At 44.7% G+C, this 23,482-nt stretch carries 24 protein-coding genes; 21 read left to right on the top strand and 3 right to left on the bottom strand.

The genetic code is table 11. The annotated features are described in order from the left end of the window. Positions 1 to 30 precede the first annotated feature (30 nt). Positions 31 to 1,719, bottom strand: a complete 1,689-nt coding sequence (gene argS / locus RCH62_RS00370; protein ID WP_195611980.1) for an arginine--tRNA ligase — start codon at positions 1,717 to 1,719, stop codon at positions 31 to 33. A 102-nt stretch (positions 1,720 to 1,821) separates the two neighbouring features. On the opposite strand from argS, the gene argR reads away from it, so the two are divergent. Next, a complete protein-coding gene (argR, locus tag RCH62_RS00365; RefSeq protein ID WP_140814395.1) occupies positions 1,822 to 2,265 on the top strand; it encodes an arginine repressor in 444 nt (147 codons plus the stop codon). A gap of 106 nt (positions 2,266 to 2,371) precedes the next feature. Next, entirely contained in the window at positions 2,372 to 4,915 is a 2,544-nt protein-coding gene (gene mutS, locus RCH62_RS00360; RefSeq protein WP_306474360.1) for a DNA mismatch repair protein MutS, read from the top strand. A 57-nt stretch (positions 4,916 to 4,972) separates the two neighbouring features. On the opposite strand, the gene RCH62_RS00355 is transcribed toward mutS, so the two are convergent. Together RCH62_RS00355 and RCH62_RS00350 are read right to left on the bottom strand one after the other, a co-directional pair. After that, on the bottom strand, positions 4,973 to 5,431 hold the full coding sequence (locus RCH62_RS00355; protein ID WP_306474359.1) for a DUF3021 domain-containing protein: 459 nt from the start codon (positions 5,429 to 5,431) through the stop codon (positions 4,973 to 4,975). Continuing rightward, the gene (locus tag RCH62_RS00350; RefSeq protein WP_306474358.1) at positions 5,425 to 5,865 is read right to left on the bottom strand and encodes a LytTR family DNA-binding domain-containing protein; all 441 of its coding nucleotides are present in this window, start codon (positions 5,863 to 5,865) and stop codon (positions 5,425 to 5,427) included. Before RCH62_RS00350 ends, RCH62_RS00355 begins: the two co-directional genes overlap by 7 nt. 253 nt (positions 5,866 to 6,118) lie before the next feature. Here RCH62_RS00350 and mutL point away from each other — a divergent pair, with 253 nt between their 5' ends. The 19 genes from mutL to RCH62_RS00255 all read left to right on the top strand — a co-directional run bounded on the left by mutL (position 6,119) and on the right by RCH62_RS00255 (position 23,474). Then, positions 6,119 to 8,065: a DNA mismatch repair endonuclease MutL gene (mutL, locus tag RCH62_RS00345; protein WP_306474357.1), complete on the top strand. Its 1,947-nt coding sequence runs from the start codon at positions 6,119 to 6,121 to the stop codon at positions 8,063 to 8,065. A 20-nt stretch (positions 8,066 to 8,085) separates the two neighbouring features. Beyond that, a complete protein-coding gene (ruvA, locus tag RCH62_RS00340) occupies positions 8,086 to 8,679 on the top strand; it encodes a Holliday junction branch migration protein RuvA (protein ID WP_306474356.1) in 594 nt (197 codons plus the stop codon). A gap of 9 nt (positions 8,680 to 8,688) precedes the next feature. After that, the gene (locus RCH62_RS00335; protein WP_306474355.1) at positions 8,689 to 9,255 is read left to right on the top strand and encodes a DNA-3-methyladenine glycosylase I; all 567 of its coding nucleotides are present in this window, start codon (positions 8,689 to 8,691) and stop codon (positions 9,253 to 9,255) included. Positions 9,256 to 9,338: 83 nt separating this feature from the next. After that, positions 9,339 to 10,607, top strand: a complete 1,269-nt coding sequence (locus RCH62_RS00330; RefSeq protein WP_306474354.1) for a competence/damage-inducible protein A — start codon at positions 9,339 to 9,341, stop codon at positions 10,605 to 10,607. 46 nt (positions 10,608 to 10,653) lie between these two features. Beyond that, a complete protein-coding gene (gene recA / locus RCH62_RS00325) occupies positions 10,654 to 11,796 on the top strand; it encodes a recombinase RecA (protein WP_125335103.1) in 1,143 nt (380 codons plus the stop codon). A gap of 87 nt (positions 11,797 to 11,883) precedes the next feature. Beyond that, on the top strand, positions 11,884 to 12,282 hold the full coding sequence (gene spx, locus RCH62_RS00320; RefSeq protein WP_006595399.1) for a transcriptional regulator Spx: 399 nt from the start codon (positions 11,884 to 11,886) through the stop codon (positions 12,280 to 12,282). A 183-nt stretch (positions 12,283 to 12,465) separates the two neighbouring features. Then, positions 12,466 to 13,059: an SP0191 family lipoprotein gene (locus RCH62_RS00315; RefSeq protein WP_306474353.1), complete on the top strand. Its 594-nt coding sequence runs from the start codon at positions 12,466 to 12,468 to the stop codon at positions 13,057 to 13,059. Between the two features lie 11 nt (positions 13,060 to 13,070). Then, the gene (locus RCH62_RS00310) at positions 13,071 to 13,622 is read left to right on the top strand and encodes a hypothetical protein (RefSeq protein WP_306474352.1); all 552 of its coding nucleotides are present in this window, start codon (positions 13,071 to 13,073) and stop codon (positions 13,620 to 13,622) included. A 141-nt stretch (positions 13,623 to 13,763) separates the two neighbouring features. After that, positions 13,764 to 14,030 carry an IreB family regulatory phosphoprotein gene (locus RCH62_RS00305; protein WP_006597020.1) on the top strand — a complete coding sequence of 89 codons (267 nt, stop codon included), beginning with the start codon at positions 13,764 to 13,766 and terminating at the stop codon, positions 14,028 to 14,030. Next, on the top strand, positions 14,030 to 14,449 hold the full coding sequence (ruvX, locus tag RCH62_RS00300) for a Holliday junction resolvase RuvX (RefSeq protein WP_006595404.1): 420 nt from the start codon (positions 14,030 to 14,032) through the stop codon (positions 14,447 to 14,449). Before RCH62_RS00305 ends, ruvX begins: the two co-directional genes overlap by 1 nt. Before the next feature lie 17 nt (positions 14,450 to 14,466). Beyond that, positions 14,467 to 14,778, top strand: a complete 312-nt coding sequence (locus RCH62_RS00295; protein WP_006595405.1) for a DUF1292 domain-containing protein — start codon at positions 14,467 to 14,469, stop codon at positions 14,776 to 14,778. Between the two features lie 224 nt (positions 14,779 to 15,002). Beyond that, positions 15,003 to 16,250: a folylpolyglutamate synthase/dihydrofolate synthase family protein gene (locus RCH62_RS00290; RefSeq protein ID WP_306474351.1), complete on the top strand. Its 1,248-nt coding sequence runs from the start codon at positions 15,003 to 15,005 to the stop codon at positions 16,248 to 16,250. Between the two features lie 121 nt (positions 16,251 to 16,371). Further along, on the top strand, positions 16,372 to 16,836 hold the full coding sequence (locus RCH62_RS00285) for an SP_0198 family lipoprotein (RefSeq protein WP_048789888.1): 465 nt from the start codon (positions 16,372 to 16,374) through the stop codon (positions 16,834 to 16,836). Between the two features lie 265 nt (positions 16,837 to 17,101). Beyond that, a complete protein-coding gene (gene cls / locus RCH62_RS00280; protein WP_306474350.1) occupies positions 17,102 to 18,637 on the top strand; it encodes a cardiolipin synthase in 1,536 nt (511 codons plus the stop codon). A 150-nt stretch (positions 18,638 to 18,787) separates the two neighbouring features. Next, positions 18,788 to 19,654 carry a hypothetical protein gene (locus RCH62_RS00275; RefSeq protein WP_061564486.1) on the top strand — a complete coding sequence of 289 codons (867 nt, stop codon included), beginning with the start codon at positions 18,788 to 18,790 and terminating at the stop codon, positions 19,652 to 19,654. Between the two features lie 159 nt (positions 19,655 to 19,813). Continuing rightward, complete coding sequence (locus RCH62_RS00270; protein ID WP_125329282.1) at positions 19,814 to 21,304, top strand: LCP family protein; 1,491 nt, start codon at positions 19,814 to 19,816, stop codon at positions 21,302 to 21,304. Next, entirely contained in the window at positions 21,297 to 22,028 is a 732-nt protein-coding gene (cps4B, locus tag RCH62_RS00265; protein ID WP_306474349.1) for a capsular polysaccharide biosynthesis protein Cps4B, read from the top strand. The genes RCH62_RS00270 and cps4B overlap by 8 nt, the downstream gene beginning before the upstream one ends. A 42-nt stretch (positions 22,029 to 22,070) precedes the next feature. Beyond that, a complete protein-coding gene (locus RCH62_RS00260; protein WP_048690221.1) occupies positions 22,071 to 22,766 on the top strand; it encodes a Wzz/FepE/Etk N-terminal domain-containing protein in 696 nt (231 codons plus the stop codon). Between the two features lie 12 nt (positions 22,767 to 22,778). After that, positions 22,779 to 23,474, top strand: a complete 696-nt coding sequence (locus RCH62_RS00255) for a tyrosine-protein kinase (protein ID WP_048789884.1) — start codon at positions 22,779 to 22,781, stop codon at positions 23,472 to 23,474. The last annotated feature ends 8 nt before the right edge of the window (positions 23,475 to 23,482 follow it).

The raw sequence follows: 23,482 nt of genomic DNA, 5'->3' as shown, positions 1-23,482 counted from the left end.
ATGGTTTCCTATCAAAAAGTAAGGAAGAAATTACATTTTCTCAGGTGCATCGACACCAAGTAAGCGAAGGGCTTCTTTCAAGACAACTGCTGTTGAATAGCTAAGAGCTAGGCGGCTATCGCGTTCTGGACTTTCATCCAAGATACGAGTGTGAGCATAGTACTTGTTGAAGGCTTGAGCCAAGTTAATCGCATATTTAGCAATTAAGGATGGATCATAGTTTTCAGCAGCACGTTTCACGACACGAGAGAAGTCTTGGAGAAGTTTGATAATTTCCCAGCTTTCTGGGTCGTTCAAGCTGTATGTTGCATCTGCAGATGGTGTGAAGTTGGCTTTGCGCAGGATGGATTGGATACGTGCGTATGCGTATTGTACGTATGGTCCAGTTTCCCCTTCGAAGGATACCATGGCTTCAAGGTCAAAGTCATACCCGTTGCGACGGTCTGTCTTCAAGTCGTAGAATTTAACGGCACCAACACCGACTGCATGTGCCACTTCTTCCTTGTTTTCCAATTCAGGGTTCTTTTCTTCGATCTGCGCTTTGGCACGAGAGATGGCTTCTTGAAGGGTTGGTTCGAGCAGGATGATATTTCCTTTACGAGTTGACAATTTTTGGCGGTTCTTTGTGACCAAACCAAAGTCAACGTGGATCATATCGTCGCTCCAGTCAAATCCCATTTTCTTCAAAACAGCTTTCAACTGACGGAAGTGGTTGGATTGTTCTTGACCTACAGCATAGATGTTTTTCACAAAGTTGTAAGTCCGTGCACGGTAGATAGCAGTGGCGATATCACGAGTGATATAAAGAGTAGCGCCGTCTGATTTCTTAATCATAGCTGGTGGAAGGTTGACATCATCCAACTCAACGATGCTAGCTCCCTTAGACTCTTTCAACAAGCCTTTTTCTTCAAGGATTTGGACAGCTTCATCCATCTTGTCATTGTAGAAAGCTTCTCCGTTTAAGCTGTCAAATTCAACACCGAGGAGTTTGTAGATACGGTTGAATTCTACCAAGCTTTCGTCACGGAACCATTGCCACAATTCAGTCGCTTCTGGATCTCCATCTTCCAATTTCTTGAACCAGAGACGTCCTTCCTCATCCAAAGCAGGATCATTTTCGATTTCGGCATTGATGCGGACATAGAGTTTCAACAATTCATCGATTGGATTGGCTTCGACGGCTTCCTTGCTACCCCATTTTTTGTAAGCCACCATCAAGAGACCGAACTGTTTGCCCCAGTCTCCCAAGTGGTTGATTTTAATGGTATTGTAGCCCATTTTTTTATAGATGTTTGAAATAGCATCTCCGATAACGGTTGAACGTAGGTGACCAACTGAGAAAGGTTTTGCGATGTTTGGACTAGAAAGGTCGATAGTCACGTTCGCTCCTTGACCTTCTTCTTGTTGTCCATAGGCTGCACCCGCTTGGATAACGGCTTTGATAACTTGGTCAGAGATTTGTGATTTATCTAAGAAGAAGTTTACATAAGGACCAGTAGCAACGACTTTTTCAAAGTGAGAGGCATCGATTTTTTCCGCAATATCAGCAGCAATCGCTTGAGGAGCTTTGCGTTCGATTTTAGCCAAAGAAAAGGCAGGAAAAGCGATGTCTCCAAGGTCTGAAGATTTTGGTTGCTCTAGTAAATTTAAGATAGTTTCTTGGTCTAAGCCTTCAATGACTTTTGCCAATTCACTTGCAATAAGTTCTTTATGATTCATAGTAGCTCCTTTGGTCTTTTGTTACTATTCTATCACAAAATTCGGCCTTTCTTCAAACTTTTTGGTATAATCAAAGTATAATTATTCAAAAGTGGAGCAAAAATGAAAAAAGATGAACGTCAGCTTTTGATTCGAGAAATTATTCAACATGAGAAGTTATCGACGCAAAAAGACATTCAAGACCGCCTAGATCAAAGAGGGGCGGGAGTGACCCAGACCACCTTATCTAGAGACCTACGAGAAATCGGTCTGATCAAGGTAAAGGAAAAGGGTGGCCTCTATTATAAATTAGCAGACGAACCAGATCGAACAGATATTTTTAGACTGATTGCTCAATATGCACAAGTGGTCTCGAGAGCGGAGTTCACATTGGTTGTTCGGACGGAGCTGGGAGAAGCGGCTATTTTAGCCAACGCAGTCGATGAGATTTTGGATGATCAAATCCTTGGTACCGTAGCAGGGGCCAATACCCTCTTAATTGTTTGCAAGGACCAAGAAGTAGCACAAACAGTCCAGCAGAACATTCTCCAACATTCTAGTCACTAGTCAAGGGCGAGGGACCAGTCCAGAAAGGGATCGGCCCTCCTTTTATGTCAGTTTAGAGTTGGAGTAAGCACTCAGAATGAATGCAATGATATAGAAAAGGAACGATATGGCAGCAGAAAAAATATCACCTGGCATGCAGCAATACCTAGATATCAAAAAAGACTATCCGGATGCTTTTTTGCTCTTTCGGATGGGGGATTTTTACGAGCTCTTTTATGAAGATGCCATCAATGCAGCTCAGATTTTAGAGATTTCTTTGACCTCTCGGAATAAAAATGCAGAAAATCCGATTCCCATGGCTGGAGTTCCCTATCATTCAGCCCAGCAGTACATCGATGTCTTGATCGAAAAAGGTTACAAGGTAGCTATTGCAGAGCAGATGGAAGATCCCAAGCAAGCCGTCGGTGTAGTCAAACGGGAAGTGGTCCAAGTCATTACTCCGGGGACCGTTGTCGATTCGACCAAGCCAGACAGCGCTAACAACTTCCTGGTAGCCTTGTCTCATGATGAGACGGATTATGGCCTTGCCTATATGGACCTAGTGACCGGGGAGTTTCAGGTTACCAGTCTAAATGATTTTGCCATGGTCTGTGGGGAGATCCGCAACCTACGGGCGCGTGAGATTGTCCTGACCTACTCCTTGTCAGAAATGGAAGAAAGAGTCCTTCTTGGGCAAATGAACCTCTTGCTCTCCCCTATCTCAGAAGTGTCGGAGGATGTCCAACTTTTAGGGGCTGACTTGACTCATTTGGAAAGAATAGCGGCAGGAGGCCTGCTCCAATACGTACAGGAAACCCAGAAGCGGGAACTCCACCATATCAAGCCTGCCCATCACTATGAAGTCCGCGATTTCTTGCAGATGGATTATGCGACCAAGGCGAGTTTGGACTTGACAGAAAATGCTCGGACTGGCAAGAAACATGGCAGTCTCTACTGGCTCCTAGATGAAAGCAAGACAGCCATGGGAGGCCGTCTCTTGCGGGCATGGATCCAGAAGCCTTTGATGGATCGCCATCGGATCGAAGAACGCCAAGAGATTATCCAGGTCTTCTTGGACCATTTCTTTGAGCGAAACGATCTGGCAGATCGTCTCAAGGGTGTCTATGACATCGAGCGCTTGGCCAGTCGGGTTTCCTTTGGTAAGACCACTCCCAAGGACCTCTTGCAGTTGGGAGAAACCCTACGCCATGTTCCCTTGATCAAGTCGCTCTTGGTCGAGATGGGAGAGCCGGTGCTAGACCTCCTCATCGCCCAGTTAGATGAGCTACCAGAGCTTTGCCGTCTCATCGAAGCTGCGATTGATCCGGATGCCCCGATTGTTCTAACAGAAGGCAATATCATCCGTACCGGCTTTGACCCAACTCTGGACCAGTACCGTGTCGTCCTCCGGGAAGGGACCGGCTGGATTGCAGAGATTGAAGCCAAAGAACGGGAAGCCAGCGGCATCACCGGACTTAAAATCGACTACAACAAAAAAGATGGCTACTATTTCCATGTGACCAATTCCCAATTATCCCGTGTGCCAGCACATTTCTTCCGCAAGGCGACCTTGAAAAATTCTGAGCGCTTTGGGACAGAGGAACTGGCTCGGATTGAAGGGGAGATGCTAGAAGCTCGGGAACAGTCGACTAGCCTAGAGTATGCGATTTTCCTACGGATCAGAGAGGAAGTCGGCAAGTACATTCAGCGCTTGCAGTCCCTAGCCCAAGCCCTAGCAACGGTGGACGTCTTGCAAGGGTTGGCCTGTGTAGCTGAAAGACAACAACTGACCCGGCCAGTCTTCCAAGAGGCGCGTGATATCCGGATTGAGAAGGGGCGTCACCCAGTTGTTGAGAAGGTGATGGGGGTTCAAAGCTACATCCCCAACAGCATTTCCATGGATGAGACCTGTGATATCCAGTTGATTACGGGGCCCAATATGAGCGGGAAGTCCACCTATATGCGCCAGTTGGCCATCATTGTCATTATGGCTCAGCTTGGCTCCTTTGTACCGGCTCAGGCGGCGACCCTCCCTCTCTTTGATGCCATTTATACCCGGATTGGGGCTGCAGATGACTTGGTGTCCGGCCAATCGACCTTTATGGTTGAGATGATGGAGGCCAACAATGCCATTCGCCAAGCGACTCCGGCTTCTCTTATCTTGTTTGATGAGTTGGGACGGGGGACGGCGACCTATGATGGGATGGCTCTGGCTCAAGCCATCATCGAATACATCCATGACCGGACAGGGGCCAAAACGCTCTTTGCCACCCACTACCATGAGTTGACCGACTTGGAGCAGACCCTATCTCGCTTGCGCAATGTCCATGTCGCAACCTTGGAGAAGGATGGCCAAGTGACCTTCTTGCACCGGATTGAAGAGGGACCAGCGGATAAATCCTATGGGATCCATGTGGCCAAGATTGCCGGGCTGCCAAGCGATCTCTTGAAGCGGGCAGATACTATCTTGAGTCAATTAGAAGGCCAAAGCCACGAAGTGCCGATGGCGACTCCAACACAAGAATCCTCTCCACAGGTCGGAGAACAGATATCCTTGTTTGAAGCAACTTCCTCCCACTCTGTCTTAGAAGAGTTGAAGAATCTCGATATCTACAACATGACCCCGATGGAAGTCATGATGGCAGTTGCCGAGATGAAAAAGAAATTATAAAACAAGATCTCCCCGCGATGAGCTTCACGGGGAGATTTTTATATGAGGATTGCTTTTTTAAGCTTTCCCTTGCAACTGTTGGTTGATCTCGTCTACTTTTTTCTTGTAAATGTGATAAGATACAGCCCAGATAACCAAGTAAACAAGGCTAAACTCTATAATGACGGAGATGTAGAAGCTGATTTGGATTGGGAACCAGCCTCCCAAGGTTGCCAAAGGTAGAAAACCAAAGAGCATCAAAAGGTAGTGGCTGAGGGTCGCACGGAGGAGGCTCCAGTCTTTGTTGAACAGGTTTTTTCCTAAGCTGAAGAGCAAGCCGATGCCAGCCCATATAAGGATACAATAGAGCATGACAAGGGATCCATGCACGTCGTGGGCTTGCATCCATTGTCCAACGCCTGAACTTGGACTGAGAGGCATATAAGTTGAAGGTGAGTTTAGGAAAGAAAAGACGATAGAGAGGATAAGGCCGATGAAGATGCCTTTAGAGGCATTAGATAGATGAGTCTTTAACATGATAATTTCTCCTTAATAGCTTTTAAATAGCGACGAGACGAATAGGTGATGGTCCCGTTTTTCAGATTGATTTGGACCGATCCGCTGGTGGTAAAATACAGCTGATCGATTTCTTTGGTATTGATAATTTCAGATTGGGAAATTTTTAAAAAGTAGATGGGCAAGTCTTCAGAGAGTTGGTAAAGTGGACCTGTGAGGATGAAGTGATCATCCTTTGTTTCCCCCACCACTTGCCGATTTTCAATATAGAAACGATGAAACAAGTGGGTCTCTACAAGATAGGTTTCCCCATCATTTTTCGCTCGCAAGCGTTCCTTCTGGTCCAATTCCTCTATGAATTGTTGGACTTTCTGGATGCGTTCGCTAGGTTGTGGCGCTGTGATGGCTACGCCTTCTTCTTGAAAATGGGGGTCAATGGTAACTGTTACTTTCATACAAATCCCTTCTAACTCTATGATTTGAAGTCAGATGTCCGCTAGCAGGACCTCCTCCTTACAAGTCTATTAAACACTTTTTCAGGCATCAAGACAAGGTTTTTCGTCTATTCGGTCATTTTGTCTGTTTATCTGGTAGTAAGCCAGTATCTTTAGTGGAACTAGGGTAGATGATTTTACAAACGGAGGGCTTCTTTGGAGATATGGTATAATAGTTCTACCTATGCGCGTATAAAACATAAGAGAGGAAGCTATGTCACAGATTATCGAATTACCAGAAATTCTAGCCAATCAGATCGCTGCCGGGGAGGTCATCGAGCGCCCTGCTAGTGTGGTCAAGGAACTGGTTGAAAACTCCATCGATGCGGGGGCTAGTCAGATTGTCGTAGAGATTGAAGAAGCTGGCTTAAAGACCATTCAAATCACGGATAATGGACAGGGAATTGCCCACGAGGAAGTAGAATTAGCCCTTCGTCGCCATGCGACTAGTAAGATCAAGAGTCAAGCGGATCTCTTTCGGATTCGGACCCTAGGCTTCCGTGGAGAGGCCTTGCCCTCCATTGCCTCTGTCAGTCTTATGACCATCCTAACAGCTCAGGAAGGAGCTAGTCATGGAAGCAAGCTAGAGGCTAAAGGGGGCGAAATTACTTCTCTTGAGCCTGCGACCAGCCCTGTGGGGACCAAAATCAAGGTCGAGGACCTCTTTTTCAATACACCAGCCCGCCTCAAATATATGAAGAGCCAACAGGCAGAGCTGTCCCATATCGTCGACATTCTCAACCGCTTAAGTCTGGCCCATCCAGAGATTGCCTTTACCTTGATCAATGACGGCCATGAAATGACACGGACGGCAGGGACGGGGAATCTCCGCCAGGCCATCGCAGGAGTCTACGGCCTTGCTACTGCCAAGAAAATGGTTGCTATCGAGACAGGTGATTTGGACTTTGAAGTGTCCGGCTTTGTCTCTTTACCAGAACTAACCCGGGCCAATCGCAACTACATCAGCCTTTTTATTAATGGCCGTTACATTAAGAATTTCTTGCTCAACCGGGCTATTTTGGACGGCTACGGCAGTAAACTCATGGTCGGACGCTTCCCGATAGCTGTCATCAATATTCAGATTGACCCCTATCTAGCTGATGTCAATGTCCACCCGACCAAGCAAGAGGTGCGTATTTCTAAAGAACGAGACCTGATGGCCTTGATCTCCCAAGCAATTGTCTCCGCTTTGAAAGAGCAAGATCTGATTCCAGATGCTCTGGAAAATCTGGCCAAGTCGACGCTTCGTCGAACAGAAAAGCCAGTCCAGACTAGCCTCCCTCTAAAAGAAAATAGCCTCTATTATGACCGAGACAAGGAAGATTTCTTTGTCCGTCCAGAGGTCGGGGAATCCCAGCCAAATGATGAAATGTTCTCAGAGCAAACGCTTCTCTTTTCACAGGATGAAGGAAAGGAGACCAAACCGACAGCCATCAAGTTTGCAGAGCGAAAGGCGCCTCAGTACGACCAACTGGATCACCCAGAGTTGGATCTGGCTAGTCTAGACAAGGCCTATGACAAGCTGGAGGGAGAGGAAGCCTCCACCTTCCCAGAGTTGGAATATTTTGGTCAGATGCATGGGACCTATCTCTTTGCCCAAGGCAATGGGGGCCTCTATATCATCGACCAACATGCGGCCCAAGAGCGGGTCAAATACGAAGAGTACCGAGAGAGCATCGGGGACGTAGACGGCAGTCAGCAACAACTGCTGGTGCCTTATATCTTTGAGTTCCCTACAGACGATCTGATCCGCCTGCAACAGCGCAAGCACCTCTTAGAAGAAGTGGGTGTCTACTTAGAAGAGTACGGAGCCAACCAGTTGATCTTGCGGGAGCATCCGATCTGGATGAAGGAAGAAGAGATCGAGTCGGGTATCTATGAAATGTGTGACATGCTCCTCTTGACCAAGGAAGTGTCTATCAAGAAATACCGGGCTGAGTTGGCCATCATGATGTCCTGCAAACGCTCCATCAAGGCCAACCACACACTGGACGATTACTCTGCACGCGATCTCATCTATCAACTGTCCCAATGCGACAACCCTTATAACTGCCCTCATGGCCGTCCGGTTTTGGTCAACTTCACCAAGTCGGATATGGAAAAGATGTTCCGACGCATTCAGGAAAATCACACTAGCCTACGAGAATTGGGAAAATATTAAACAAAGAATAAAGGAATCTTATGTACGAATACATTAAAGGAATCTTAACGAAAATCACCGCTAAATATATCGTGGTGGAGACAGCTGGAATCGGTTATCTCTTGCATGTGGCCAATCCCTATGCCTATTCTGGTAAAATGAATCAAGAGGTGCAAGTCTATCTTCATCAAGTAGTCCGGGAAGACGCTCACCTTCTTTATGGCTTTGCGACCGAAGAAGAGAAACAGCTCTTTTTGAACTTGATTTCAGTCTCTGGAATTGGCCCAGTGTCAGCTCTAGCTATCATTGCTGCGGATGACAATGCAGGCCTTGTCCAAGCCATCGAAAGCAAGAACATCACCTACTTGACCAAGTTTCCGAAGATCGGCAAGAAAACAGCCCAACAGATGGTCTTGGACCTAGAAGGCAAGATCAATCTTGACCTAGAGGATGCACCGGCTCAATCTAAAGCTAAGGCAACAGAAGAAAACCAAGCTTTGGAAGAAGCCATGGAAGCCATGTTGGCCTTGGGTTACAAGGCGACGGAACTCAAGAAAATCAAGAAATTCTTTGAAGGAACGACGGATACTGCTGAGAACTACATCAAGTCTGCCCTGAAGATGTTGGTGAAATAGGAGAAGTCTATGCCAAAACGTTGTAGCTGGGTCAAAATGAACAACCCGCTCTATATAGCCTACCATGATGAGGAGTGGGGACAGCCCCTCCACGATGACCAGGCGCTCTTTGAGTTGCTTTGCTTAGAGACCTATCAAGCTGGCCTGTCTTGGGAGACGGTGCTCAATAAACGCCAGGCCTTTCGAGAGGCTTTTCATGGCTATCACCTTCAAGGTGTTGCAGACATGACGGATGAAGAACTGGAAGCTTTGTTAGACAATCCAGCCATCATCCGCAATCGTGCCAAGATCTTTGCGACACGGGCCAATGCCCAGGCCTTTTTACAAGTCCAGGCAGAATTCGGCTCTTTTGATGCTTATCTCTGGTCTTTTGTAGATGGGAAAACCATCAACAATGATGTCCCGGATTACCGGCTGGCTCCTGCGAAGACAGCCCTTTCCGAACAGTTGGCCAAAGATCTCAAAAAGCGTAGTTTTAAGTTTACAGGTCCCGTCGCGGTCCTATCCTACCTACAAGCAGCAGGCCTCGTCAATGATCATGAGAATGATTGTGAATGGAAAAATCCGAATAGCTAACCCATCGTAGAAAATTTTTCTACGATTTTTCTATTTTTGTGTTACAATGAAGAAAAATTACGAATAGTATAAGTGGAGGCGTTATGAAAGCAGAGATCATTGCAGTGGGAACCGAAATTCTCACAGGACAGATTGTCAATACCAATGCGCAATTCTTATCAGAAAAGTTGGCCGGTCTAGGGATTGATGTTTATTTCCAAACTGCAGTTGGAGATAATGCTGATCGACTCTTGTCTGTTCTTGGGATTGCGCGTGATCGAAGTGATCTCGTCATCCTCACAGGAGGTCTCGGACCGACCGAAGACGATCTGACCAAGCAGACCCTAGCCCAGTTCTTGGATAGAGACTTGACATTTGATCCCGAAGCCATGGCCAAGTTGGATCGCTTCTTTGCCAGTCGGCCAGACCATGTCCGAACGCCCAACAATCTAAGACAAGCGCAAATAGTAACGGGTTCTAAGCCCCTCCAAAACCTAACCGGTTTGGCAGTGGGAGGTCTGATCGAAGTAGAGGGCATTAGCTATGTGGTCTTGCCTGGCCCTCCAAGTGAATTGAAACCCATGGTTACGGATGAGTTGGTGCCCCTGCTAGCGACAGGAGAGAAGCTCTACTCACGCGTCTTGCGCTTCTTTGGGATCGGGGAAAGCCAGCTGGTAACCGTCCTAGGGGATGTGATTGATAGCCAAACAGATCCGACGGTGGCTCCTTATGCCAAGACCGGAGAAGTGACCTTGCGCTTGTCGACCAAGGCTTCGTCACAAGAGCTGGCAGATCAGAAATTGGATCAGTTGGAGCAAGTGATTTTCCGTCATGAGACCTTAGATGGCCAACCCTTGAGCCAGCTCTTCTATGGCTATGGAGATGACAATTCCCTAGCTAAGATGGCTTTTGAACTCTTGCGTGAGCAAGGCTTGACCCTGACCGCAGCGGAGAGCTTGACGGCAGGGATGTTCCAGTCGACTCTGGCTAATTTCTCAGGGGCTTCAGCGGTCTTGCCAGGAGGTTTCGTCACTTACAGCATAGAGGAAAAGAGCAAAATGCTCCAAATTCCCCTAGCCGAGTTACGAGAACATGGAGTGGTCTCTGCCCATACAGCTGAGCGGATGGCGTCACAGGCCCGTCTCTTAACAGGGGCTGACTATGGAGTCAGTCTGACGGGTGTTGCCGGTCCAGACAGTCTAGAAGGCCACCCGGCAGGGACTGTCTTTATTGGAGTGGCAGGTCCAAAAGGAGTCCAATCGATCAAGGTCAATATCGCTGGCCGGAGTCGTATGGATGTTCGGAAAGTTGCAGTCCTCCATGCCTTTAATCTGGTACGCAAGACTGTATTATTAGATGAAAATTTGCTATAATAAAAAGAAGGTGTAAAACACTACGCTTTGAATATAGGAGAAAAGAATGGCGAAAAAACAAAAGAAGTTAGATGATATCTCTAAGAAATTTGGAGATGAGCGTGAAAAAGCCCTCAATGATGCCCTGAAGCTGATCGAAAAAGACTTTGGTAAAGGATCTATCATGCGTCTGGGCGAACGCGCAGAACAAAAAGTACAAGTGATGAGCTCTGGTTCCTTGGCTCTTGATATTGCCTTGGGTGCTGGTGGTTATCCAAAAGGTCGGATCATCGAAATCTATGGTCCAGAATCATCAGGTAAAACAACCGTTGCCCTCCATGCAGTAGCGCAAGCCCAAAAAGAAGGAGGCATTGCTGCCTTTATCGACGCCGAGCATGCCTTGGATCCATCTTATGCAGCAGCTCTTGGGGTCAATATCGATGAACTCCTCTTGTCTCAACCAGACTCAGGGGAACAAGGACTTGAAATCGCGGGTAAATTGATCGACTCAGGTGCCGTTGACTTGGTCGTAATCGACTCTGTTGCTGCCTTAGTACCACGCGCAGAAATCGATGGAGACATCGGTGATAGCCACGTTGGTTTGCAAGCGCGGATGATGAGCCAAGCCATGCGCAAACTCGGAGCTTCGATCAATAAGACCAAGACCATTGCTATCTTTATCAACCAATTGCGTGAAAAAGTTGGGGTCATGTTTGGGAATCCTGAAACCACACCTGGTGGTCGTGCCCTTAAATTCTACGCTTCTGTTCGTCTAGATGTTCGTGGAAATACTCAAATCAAAGGTACTGGGGACCAAAAAGATACCAACGTTGGTAAGGAAACCAAGATTAAGGTTGTGAAGAACAAGGTGGCTCCACCGTTCAAAGAAGCCATGGTTGAAATCATGTACGGAGAAGGAATTTCACGTACAGGCGAATTGCTAAAAATTGCAACAGACCTTGATTTGATCCAAAAAGCAGGGGCTTGGTATTCTTATAACGGTGAGAAGATCGGCCAAGGTTCTGAAAATGCTAAGAAGTACTTGGCAGACCATCCAGAAATTTTTGATGAGATTGACCACCAAGTGCGCGTGCGCTTCGGTTTGATCGATGATGACACTGCTGTAGTTGCACAAGATGAAGTAGCTGAAAGCCCACTTCTTGAAGAAGTAACACTAGATCTTGATGATGCCATTGAGATTGAAGAGTAATTTTTTTTAAAATAGGTCGAAAGACTGATGGTTTTTATGGTATAATATACTACAATGTTATTATCGTGTGGCGAAAGGAGTGCATGCATGATTAAAATTTACACAGTTTCAAGTTGCACGAGTTGTAAAAAAGCCAAAACTTGGCTAAATGCTCATCAGTTGATCTATAAAGAACAAAACCTTGGTAAAGAAGGGATTACAAAAGAAGAATTACTCGATATTTTGACCAAAACAGAAAATGGCATTGCAAGTATCGTTTCTTCAAAAAACCGATACGCTAAGAATCTAGGTGTCGATATTGAAGACCTCAGCATGAATGAAGTCATCGATATCATCTTAGAAACACCACGAATCTTGAAAAGTCCTATCCTAGTGGATAACAAGCGACTTCAAGTTGGTTATAAGGAAGATGATATTCGGGCCTTTTTACCACGTTCTGTACGAAATGTTGAAAATGCGGAGGCTCGCTTAAGAGCAGCCCTATAAGAAAAGTAGCCAATCGTTTAGCTACTGAGAAGAGTCGAGATGTCAGAATCTCGACTTTTTCTTTTGTATCCGGTCAAAGAATCCACGAAAAAATGGTTGTAAGAATGTTTTTGCGGGGCATTCTATGGTACAATACTTCTGTGGGGAAAATCCCTTTTATAGAAGCTTATCAAAGGAGAAAACATGAAAAAGAAGCTTATTTGTCTAGGAGTCTTGCTTCTGGCGCTGACAGCTTGTGGACAGAAGAAACATGGGAAAACCGATTCTTCCAGTGTTCAAAAATCCAACAGTGCTAAAATTGAATCATTCAATAAAGAAAATCGAAATCTGTTAGAAAAGGCAGAAGAACAGCAAGTCTTTACCAAGCATTTTGTCCTTCCGACAGATGAGAAAGGTATTCGCCAAGAACAGACCATCACCTATCAAGGGGAACAATTACAAAAATTGGTCATGACCAATACCACTCCTGCCAGTGATGAATTGAAAAAAGCCATTCAAGAGGTCGGCCTCGAAGAAGCCCAACGATTGATGGTGGAGTCGATGGACAAGGATGAACAACTCCAACAGGCACGGACTCTTCCAGGTTTTACAATCGAACTGACTTTGCCAAATGAAAATGAATACCAAACGGTCATCACTTATGATTTCACCCAGTTGGATACTAAAAAAGCGGTCGAGTTAGAGTATTTCAAATCAGCCAATATTGCAGATTTGTTGAAATTGACACCAACGGAATATATGAATAATCTACTCCGTAATGGAGCGAAAGAAGAATAAGGAGAAAAAACATGAAAAAATTTCTATTACTAGTCGTTGCTGGATTGCTTATCTTGGTAGGTTGTGGAAGTTCTCAATCAAAAGGGGGCAAGTCCTTATCGAAAGATAGCGTTGTCACTCGGACCATTAAGCTTGACAGGGATATCAATGAGGCTGACGAGGTAGCCAAACAGGAAATCACAGTGACCGTATCCTACCAAGGAAAGAAATACAAGAAAGTTTCCATCAAACTAGCGACTCATGTGTCGGATGAATTCAAAGATGAAATCAAGAAGTTGATCGATGCTGAGGATGATAAAGAAGGTGCCAAAGAAGCCTTGATCGAGGGTTATGAAGGAGAAGGTGGCATTGATGAATTGAGAGACTACGATGGGATCACAGTGACATCAGATTGGACAGGTGAAGCCATGGTCTCTGAGATTGAGATTGATCCTGATAAAGTAGACTTCGATGACATTAAAAACAGTGAAGACTTGGGAGAAATTTGCAAAATGATCAAGACCTATTCTCCAACACTCTTCATCAAAAATATGGAAAAGAATGGCTTTAAAGAAGTCAAATAAAGTCATTGAAAAATGCAGTAGATTGCTTTCAAAAATAAGTGATAAAAAGTCCAAGAAAGCCCGTAAAATCAATATTTTTCGTTTGAGAAAATATGGAAATTATGGTATAATAGTATGGATATAAAGAAAGAGGGTGGTATTGTGGGATTTACAGACGAAACAGTACGTTTTAATCTTGATGATTCAAACCGTAAAGAAATTAGTGATACATTAAAGGATGTCTACTTATCTTTGGATGAGAAGGGTTACAATCCAATCAATCAAATCGTAGGTTATGTACTCAGTGGTGATCCTGCTTATGTACCTCGTTATAACAACGCTCGCAACCAAATTCGCAAGTACGAACGAGATGAAATTGTTGAAGAATTGGTTCGTTACTACTTGAAAGGGCAAGGGATCGATCTCTAATGAGAATTATGGGACTAGACGTTGGCTCGAAGACAGTCGGAGTAGCCATCAGTGATCCATTAGGTTTTACCGCTCAAGGCCTGGAGATTATTCAGATTGATGAGGAGAAAGGAGAGTTTGGCTTAGACCGTCTCTCTGAACTGGTGAAGGAATACCGGGTTGATCGTTTTGTCGTTGGTTTGCCGAAAAACATGAACAACACAAGCGGTCCTCGAGTGGAAGCAAGTCAAGCTTATGGGAAGCGCCTTGAAGAGTTGTTCAACTTGCCGGTTGAGTATCAGGACGAGCGTTTGACGACTGTTGCCGCAGAGCGGATGCTGATTGAGCAAGCGGATATTAGCCGAAATAAGCGTAAAAAAGTAATTGATAAATTGGCTGCCCAGTTGATTTTGCAAAATTATTTAGATCGAAAATTTTAGAAAAAAGAGGAAATAAGATGGCACATAATCATGATCATGACCACAACCATGACGAACGCGAATTGATTACATTGGTAGATGAGCAAGGAAACGAAACTTTGTTTGAAATCCTTTTGACCATTGATGGAAAAGAAGAATTTGGTAAAAACTATGTTCTTTTGATTCCTGCAAATGCAGAAGAAGATGAAAACGGTGAAGTAGAAATCCAAGCATACTCATTTACTGAAAACGAAGACGGAACAGAAGGCGATCTTCAACCAATCCCAGAAGATTCAGATGATGAATGGAACATGATTGAAGAAGTCTTCAACAGCTTTATGGAGGAGTAAAAACATCCAGTGGATGTTTTTAGCCCTGCTTCAAGAAACAAGAAAAAGCAGGAAGTCGGGGGGACATTTTTACCCTTGCGCTAGAAACAAGGACCGCAAGTAAGTCCAGTGGATGTTTTTAGCCCAGCTTTTAAAAATATTGGAAGTGAAATAAGAAACCAAAGAAATAGCAGAGCGTGAGCCAGCAAGAAGGCTTGATCGCTCTTTTCTTTTAGGAGAAAGAAATGAATCAAATTGAAGAATGGATGAATAGCCGAATTGGACTCAATTTTCGTTCAGGCTTGGGGCGGATGCAACAGGCTGTAAAGCTCTTAGGGGATCCTCATGAAGCTGTTCCGATGATCCATGTGACGGGGACTAACGGGAAGGGCTCAACCATTGCGTTTATGCGCCAACTATTCCAACAGCATGGTCTGAAAGTAGGGACCTTTACTTCTCCACATATCGTTAGTATGCATGATCGGATTTGTATCAATGGGCAACCAATTTCGGATCAAGATCTGATTCGCTTGGGTCAGAGCATCCAAGCGATGGAGTCTCAGCTTCTCGAGACCCACGACCAACTCTCTTACTTTGAGATCATCACCCTCTTGGCCTTTTTGTATTTCCATGAACAAAAAGTAGACCTGGCCTTGATCGAGGTTGGGATCGGAGGCCTCCTTGATACGACCAATGTCATCACAGGAGAGGTAGCAGTGATCACCTCAGTAGGGCTGGATCATCAGGAGACCTTGGGAGGAAGCCTAGAGGCCATTGCTAGGCAAAAAGCTGGAATCTTTAAAGCCGGGAAGCCGGCTGTTATCGGTCCACTGGCTAAAGAGGCTGAGCGTGTCTGCATAGAAAAGGCCCAGGCAACAGGCTGCCCGCTAGCTCGCTATGGAGAAGATTTCCAACTGGTGAAGGGCGTCTTCCAAGATGCACACCATCGGTTTGACTCACTAAAAATTGGGCTCAAAGGAGCTTATCAGGAAGAGAATGCTGCGGTGGCTCTTGAAGCCTTTCTCCTCTTCATGGAGCAGAGAGGTCTGGCGGTCGATGAAAACGGTGTTCGGGAGGCTTTGCAAGCGACTAGCTGGCCGGGACGTCTGGAGAATTTTGACCAGGGCGTCTATCTAGATGGCGCTCATAACCCCCATGCCATCCATCGCTTGGTCGAATATGCCCATACCTTTTCAGATAAGCGCGTGAAGATCCTCTTTGGTGCTTTAAAACGCAAGGATTACCAAGGGATGTTGGAGATCTTTGCAAGCGACTTGCCGGAGGCGGACTTGACGGTGACGACCTTTGCTTATGGGGAAGTGGTCCAAGAGGCGGATGGCTTAGGATATCCTTATGTGGCGGATTTCAGAGATTATTTGCAAGATTTTTATAGCCGACAAGATGATCAAGAGGTGCTCTTTGTCACCGGTTCTCTTTACTTTATTTCGGAAGTTCGCGCTTATCTATTGGAGCAAGGAAAGAACCCTTTATAGGCGATGGTATTCAACGCTCAATCATAAAGATTGACCAAAAACAGACTCTATCGTATACTAAAGGTGAGCCACAAATAAACGGGGAAGTCCCTTAAAAGGTTGGCGCGAAAGGAGACCATCAATGGCAAAGAAAGTGACTGCTTTATTGGCAACAGCTACAGTCCTCCTACTTGGAGCGTGTTCGAATCAGCAAACACCATCTTCTTCACAGTCTAATATTCAGGTGACTGATTCCGAAGCAAAGACAACAAATACACAAGGAAGTTCTTCTGATGGAAGCTCAAATTCATCTAGTTTAAATACTACAAACACTCAAGTGACTCAAGGTAATATTGATGGAACCTACAAAGGGGTAGATGAAGCGGACCAGATTACCTTAGTTGTCACAGGAAATACAGGAACTTGGACAGCTGTGGAGCCTGACGGAGAACAAGAAATCAAGCCAGTGAAACTAGATGCTGCCAACCAGTCGATTATCATTGGAGATGATGCCTACCGCTATCGACTAGAGGGGCAACAATTGACTCTGGAAGACTTTGACCAAGAGCTCTATGATGATGATACGATTGTTTTGACCAAGCAATAAAATAGCAGAAGTGAGAGTGGGACAGAAATTGGTAATTCGTTAGAATTCGATTTCGTCGTCCCACCTCCGCACAGTTGAGTAGGGCTGTAAAAGCTGATGAAATCAGCGTGGTAGAGCCCACTCAACCACTGCGTCTTGCTCGATAATCCAAAGACAATTGAGAGGCTAGGACTTTTGTCCCAGCCTTTTTTTTCATTTTATCGGGTTTGCGCTCCCTTCTTAGAACTGGTATACTAGTAGGGATTAGAAAAGAAGGAGAACGAGGGTGAGTTTTCGAAAAATTCGATTGTTAATGTCCAAATATGGGTTCAGTATCCTCTTTATGGGGTTTGAACTCTGGTTGTCCTTTGCAGCCTTCTTTTGGCTAAATGAATGGTTCCCCAATTGGATGTCTGTCACCATCATGGTCCTCTTGTATATCTCGACCATTTTGGCGATTGTTAACCGGAATATGCCTCCAGAGAGCAAGGTGACCTGGCTCTTAATTGCCGTCATCCCCGTTTTTGGTTCCCTTCTTTACCTCATGTTTGGGGAGCGGCGTCTGTCCAAAAAAGAAATGGTCCAGTTGGAAAATATGGAATCCATGAATTTCCGTGAGGATAATAGCCACGAGCTTCGCCTCCAGTTGAAAGAAGAGAGTAAGAGCGTCTATGGGATGGTCAAGTCTATTCTATCCATTGACCACAATGCAGACCTGTACAACGGGACGGCTTCGACTTTCTTCCCGCTAGGGGATCAGATGCTCCCGCAATTGTTGGAGGATTTGCGCTCAGCTAAGAAATTTATCTTTCTCGAATTCTACATCATCGAGGAAGGCCTGATGTGGAATAGTATCCTAGATATCCTACTTGAAAAGGTTAAAGAAGGGGTAGAGGTGAAATTGCTCTACGATGATATCGGCTGTATGGCGACCCTGAAGGGGAACTACACCAGACGCTTGCGAAAATTAGGCATTGACGCCCATAAGTTCAACAAGGTGGTGCCACGATTGACGGTGGCTTATAACAATCGAGACCACCGCAAGATCTTGGTCATTGATGGTCAGATTGGCTATACAGGTGGGGTTAACCTAGCGGATGAGTATATCAATCAGATAGAGCGCTTCGGTCATTGGAAGGATAGTGCAGTGCGCTTAGATGGTCGAGCGGTTAAGGCCTTGACGCGGCTCTTTCTCATGAACTGGTACATCAACCAGGGGGAAATTGAAGATTTTGATAAATACCATATGGAAAACCAAGCGGTAGAGGGTGAAGGCTTCTATATTCCCTTTGGTAGCGGCCCTAAACCCATCTACAAGTCCCAAGTTGGTAAGTCTGTTTATCAGAATATCATCAATCAGGCGACGGATTATGTCTACATTACGACCCCTTATCTAATCATTGATTATGATTTGACAGAAGATATTCGAAATGCGGCTCTACGAGGGGTCGATGTACGCATCGTGACTCCTTTCATTCCAGATAAAAAACTGATCCAAATCGTTACACGAGGGGCTTATCCAGACCTCATGGAAGCAGGGGTGAAAATCTATGAATACACTCCAGGCTTTATCCATAGCAAGCAAGTATTGGCCGACGATGAAGTCGCAGTAGTCGGGACCATCAACTTTGACTATCGGAGCCTAGTACACCACTATGAGAATGCTGTCTGGATGTATCGAAGTCCAGAATTGACCAAGATCCGAGCGGACTTTGGAGAGATTTTCTCTGTATCTCAGCAAATCAAGCTAGACACTTTCCGGATTACCTGGTACCAGCATTTGATCAAAGAGATTATGCAGTTGTTTGCACCAATGTTATAGGCGAATTGAGCCCTTCTTAGGGGAAGGAGGGCTTGTTAGTGTGAAGTGTGTAATGAAATATTACAATTTGTTTACATACACTTATCTGAGAATTCTCAAAGGGTAATTTTTGATATAATGAACATAATCTATAAAAAATAAGGAGAACTTATGAAAAAGCTTGTAAAATATGGTGTTTTACCAGCCTGTTTATTGATGTTAGTAGCTTGTTCATCAAAACCAGTTGTTGAAAAACCTCAAACTAAAGAGGATAAAGTAGAACAATCTAGTGAATCAAAAGAAGAAAAGACAAAAAAACAAATTGAAAAAGATGGGGATATTATTCTTCGTGCCATCTTTACAGATCATTCTTCTGGTTTCACAACTTTGATGGGTACATCAGTTGACAAGTGGAAAAAACAAATCACCGAAAAATTTGTCGATGAAAATGCATCAAAATATTTACCAGCAGAAAACTACACACTTGAACTCACAACTGAAACATTCACTCCAGAAAAAATCTTGGAATTGTTTGACCAAGCTCGTTTCAAAGTGTTAGCAACGATCGGTGATGACTATGAAATCACCAAGGTTGAAGACGAAGGAGATATTGCGACGGTTACCTTCAAATCTCGTGCAATTGCAACACGTGACTTGGCTAACTTGATCAACCGCGCAAAATCTAGTCTGTTTGAAAACGGAATTGAAGATGTTAAAAAATTAGAAGACAACACAGATCCAGATCTGGAAAAACGTTTGTCTTTATTGAACAACTTCTTGTTCTACTATGCCTTTGATCGTTTGAACGAAGATTTTGGGTACATCGAACCACGTGAGTACACTTTGGAATTGACAAAAACCAAAGAAGGGCGTTATATCCTTAGTGATGAAAGCTTCCTTGAACTACGTAAGGAAATCTTTGTAAACGAATACTCTGCTGATGGAGCTGAAACTCGTAAAGGAAGCAATTCTTCAAAGAGTGATTCTTCGACTAGCAAGGATTCAGATACAAGTTCAACCTCAAAAGATAAAGTATAAACCTATAAAAAAGGTGAGGAAACTCACCTTTTTTATTTGCTCATTTTTTCTTATGTTACTGTACAGAAAGTTAGGAATAGTATAAAATTAATAGTGGAGAAATGGGCATAGATTCTGATCTGTAGGCCAATTTTATGTTATAATATTTAAGAAAATAGTATGGGGGATAAAATGAATCGAAGTAGAAAAAACAAACATTCAAATAGAACAAGCGGTTGGGATCAGCTACGCATTGTAAATAGTGGTCTCTGGGTTTTAACGCTACTTGTAGCTGGGCTCTTTCTTTATAATGTCTTTAGCTACAATATCCTAGCTTTCCGTTATTTGAATATTCTTGTGACGGTATTGTTAATTGGCGGACTTTTTTTAACCTTGGGTTTGATCCTTGCAGGCAAGGCTAAAAAGACGACGCTATTTTTATTGGTTTTAGGCTTGCTAGGGACCTCCGTGGGGACATTTGTTACCCAGCAATTGGTCGATGTCGCTGGAAATGTGAACCGAAATGCCAACTATACGGAATTTGAAATGGCTGTCTATGTCAAAGCAGATAGTCCAATCCAAGATATCAAAGAAATCAGCAGTGTAGCAGCGCCTACGGGGAATAATAATGCAGATGATCTTCTAGCCTTGGTAGAGGAAGTGAAGAAAACGCGCCAGCATGACTTGACCATCGAAGATGTGGAATCTTACGTGGCAGCCTACCAGGCCCTACAAGAAGATAAGACACAAGCCATTGCTTTGAATAGTACCTTTGAAGATACCATTGCCAGTGTGGATGCTGACTACGCGAAAAAATTAAAGAAAATCTATTCTTACAAGATCCGTCGCCAAGTGGAAACCAAGGCAAAGGCGGATGCCAATGCGGATACCTTTAACATCTATGTCAGTGGGATTGACACCTATGGCCCAGTCACTTCGGTTTCTCGATCTGATGTCAATATTATCATGACGGTCAATCGAAAGACCAAGCAAGTCTTGCTGACCACGACTCCGCGTGACGCCTATGTACCGATCGCAGATGGTGGGAACAACCAAGGGGATAAATTGACCCACGCTGGGATTTACGGAGTAGATGCGTCTATTCATACCTTAGAAAATCTGTACGACATCAAGATTGACTACTATGTCCGCTTGAATTTCACTTCTTTCTTAAAGCTTGTCGACCTCGTCGGAGGGATTGATGTAGAAAATGATCAAGAGTTTACAAGTCTACACGGGAACTACCACTTCCCTGTAGGAAAAGTCCATTTGGATTCGGAACAAGCTCTTGGCTTTGTCCGTGAACGCTACTCTCTCGAAGGTGGAGACAACGACCGTGGGAAGAACCAAGAAAAAGTCATCGCAGCCATTATCCATAAATTAACATCGACCAAAGCATTGAGCAATTACAACGAAATCGTTTCTGGTTTACAAGATTCCTTGCAAACCAATATGCCCTTGCCAACCATTATGAATTTGGTCAATACACAGTTGGAGACTGGTGGAAGCTACAAGGTGACTTCACAAGCTGTCACTGGACAAGGACGAAATGACTTGCCTTCATATGCGATGCCAGGATCTGCTCTTTACATGATGGAGTTGAATGCTGATAGCGTGGCACAAGCCAAAGAAAAGATAAACCAAACCATGGAAGGAAAAAACAATGATTGATATTCATTCACACATTGTCTTTGATGTGGATGATGGACCAAAGACGATTGAGGATAGCAAACTCCTCATCGAGGAAAGCTACCGTCAAGGGGTCCGAACCATCGTTTCGACGTCCCATCGTCGGAAAGGGATGTTTGAAACCCCAGAAGAAAAGATCTATCAAAACTACTTAGCAGTAAAAGAGATGGTGGCGACCTATCTACCGGAAATGACCTTGCATTTTGGAGCAGAAATCTATTATACGCGAGATATTCTTGAAAAACTGGAAGCTGGGACTATTCCAACGCTTGCTGAAACCAGCTTTGCCTTGATCGAGTTTAGTATGGCAACGCCCTACAAGGAGATTCATCAAGCCTTAAGTGCGGTCTTGCGCTTAGGAGTGACTCCGGTAGTTGCCCATATTGAACGGTACCACTGTTTGGAAAAGAATGAAAAACGGGTGCGGGAATTGATCCGAATGGGATGCTATACCCAAATCAATAGTTCGAGTGTGCTCAAGCCTAAATTGTTTGGCGATCGCTACAAGTTCATGAAACATCGTGCCCAATATTTCTTGGACAAGGACTTGGTCCATTTTGTTGCCAGCGATATGCACAATGTTGATCAGCGCCCTCCATACATGGACCAGGCTTATCAGTTGATTGAAAAACGTTACGGAAGTAACCGAGCGCGTGCCCTCTTTATTGAAAATCAACAAGCATTACTGGATAACGAATTATTTTAACAATCAAGTTCCATCACGGGGATTGAAAAGGAGAAAGTGAATATGAAAAACCAAGAGAGCAAAGAGATCGAATTGGATGTGGTCTCCCTCTTTAAAACCTTATGGCGTCGTAAATTCTCAATTCTGATTACGGCCTTGCTATTTGCGATTGGTGCCCTAGGGTACAGCGCATTTGTGGCGAAGAAAATCTACCAAAGTACCAGTCGTATCTATGTGGTCAGCCGTCAGAACCAAGAAAACAATGCCTTGACCAACCAAGATCTTCAAGCGGGATCCTACTTGGTTAAAGACTATCGCGAGATTATTCTTTCTCAAAATGTCTTGAACCAGGCTATTGAAGAGTTGAAGTTGGAAATGACTCCAGCAGAGCTTGCTAAGAAAGTCTCAGTGGCAGTTCCAGCGGATACTCGGATTTTGTCCATCACAGCCTCAGACCCAGATCCACAAGAAGCAGCTCGTATCGCGAATGGATTGAAAGATGTAGCGGCCGAAAAAATTATCGCTGTAACCAAGGTATCTGACGTGACGACTTTGGATGAGGCTGTCGTACCGCAAAACCCTTCTTCACCAAATATTAAGCGAAATGTCGTTATTGGCTTTGTCCTTGGGGGTGTCTTGATTTCCATCCTGGTGATCTTGTCAGAGGTATTGGATGACCGTGTGAAGAAACCAGAAGATGTCGAAGAAGTGATGGGCATCACTCTATTAGGTGTGATCCCTAGTGTGAAGAAACTGTAAGAGGGAGAATTCATGGCAACCTTAGAAATTGTAAAAAGCAAATTAGCAGCGATGACTCAGGCTGAAGAGTATTTTAATGCCTTGAGTACCAATATTCAGTTGAGTGGGACCAATATTAAGGTCGTTGCCATCTCATCTGTGCAACCAAACGAAGGAAAATCAACCATTTCTACGAATTTGGCGACAGCCTTTGCGCGTGCGGGCTATCGTACCTTGTTGATCGATGCGGATATCCGTAACTCGGTCATGACAGGTGTCTTCAAGAGCCAAGGTCGTGTTGCTGGTTTGACAGAAGTACTTTCTGGGAAGAGTGAGATTTCGCAAGCAATTGCGACGACAGATTATCCAAAACTGGATGTGCTCCTGTCAGGGCAGGTTTCTCCAAATCCAACGGGTCTCTTGCAAAGTAAAAACTTCGAGGTCATCATTGAGGCGCTCCGCAATCACTATGACTATATCGTTGTCGACACCCCACCAATTGGGATGGTGATTGATGCGGCGATTATTGCTCAACGCTGTGATGGTAGCTTGATTGTGACAGCGGCAGGAGCTGTTAGTCGCAAGGCTGTTCAAAAGGCCAAAGAGCAACTAGAGCAGACGGGGACACCATTCCTAGGAGTGGTCCTCAATAAATTTGATATTCAATTAGAAAAATATGGTTCCTATGGTAATTACGGGAACTATGGCAATTACGGGAGAAAAAGATAAAGAATAGG

The sequence above is a fragment of the Streptococcus sp. genome (assembly GCF_030825805.1).
Classification (GTDB): domain Bacteria; phylum Bacillota; class Bacilli; order Lactobacillales; family Streptococcaceae; genus Streptococcus.
The sequence above is the reverse complement of the archived record's forward strand: the minus strand, read 5'-3'. Positions and strand labels throughout refer to the sequence as shown.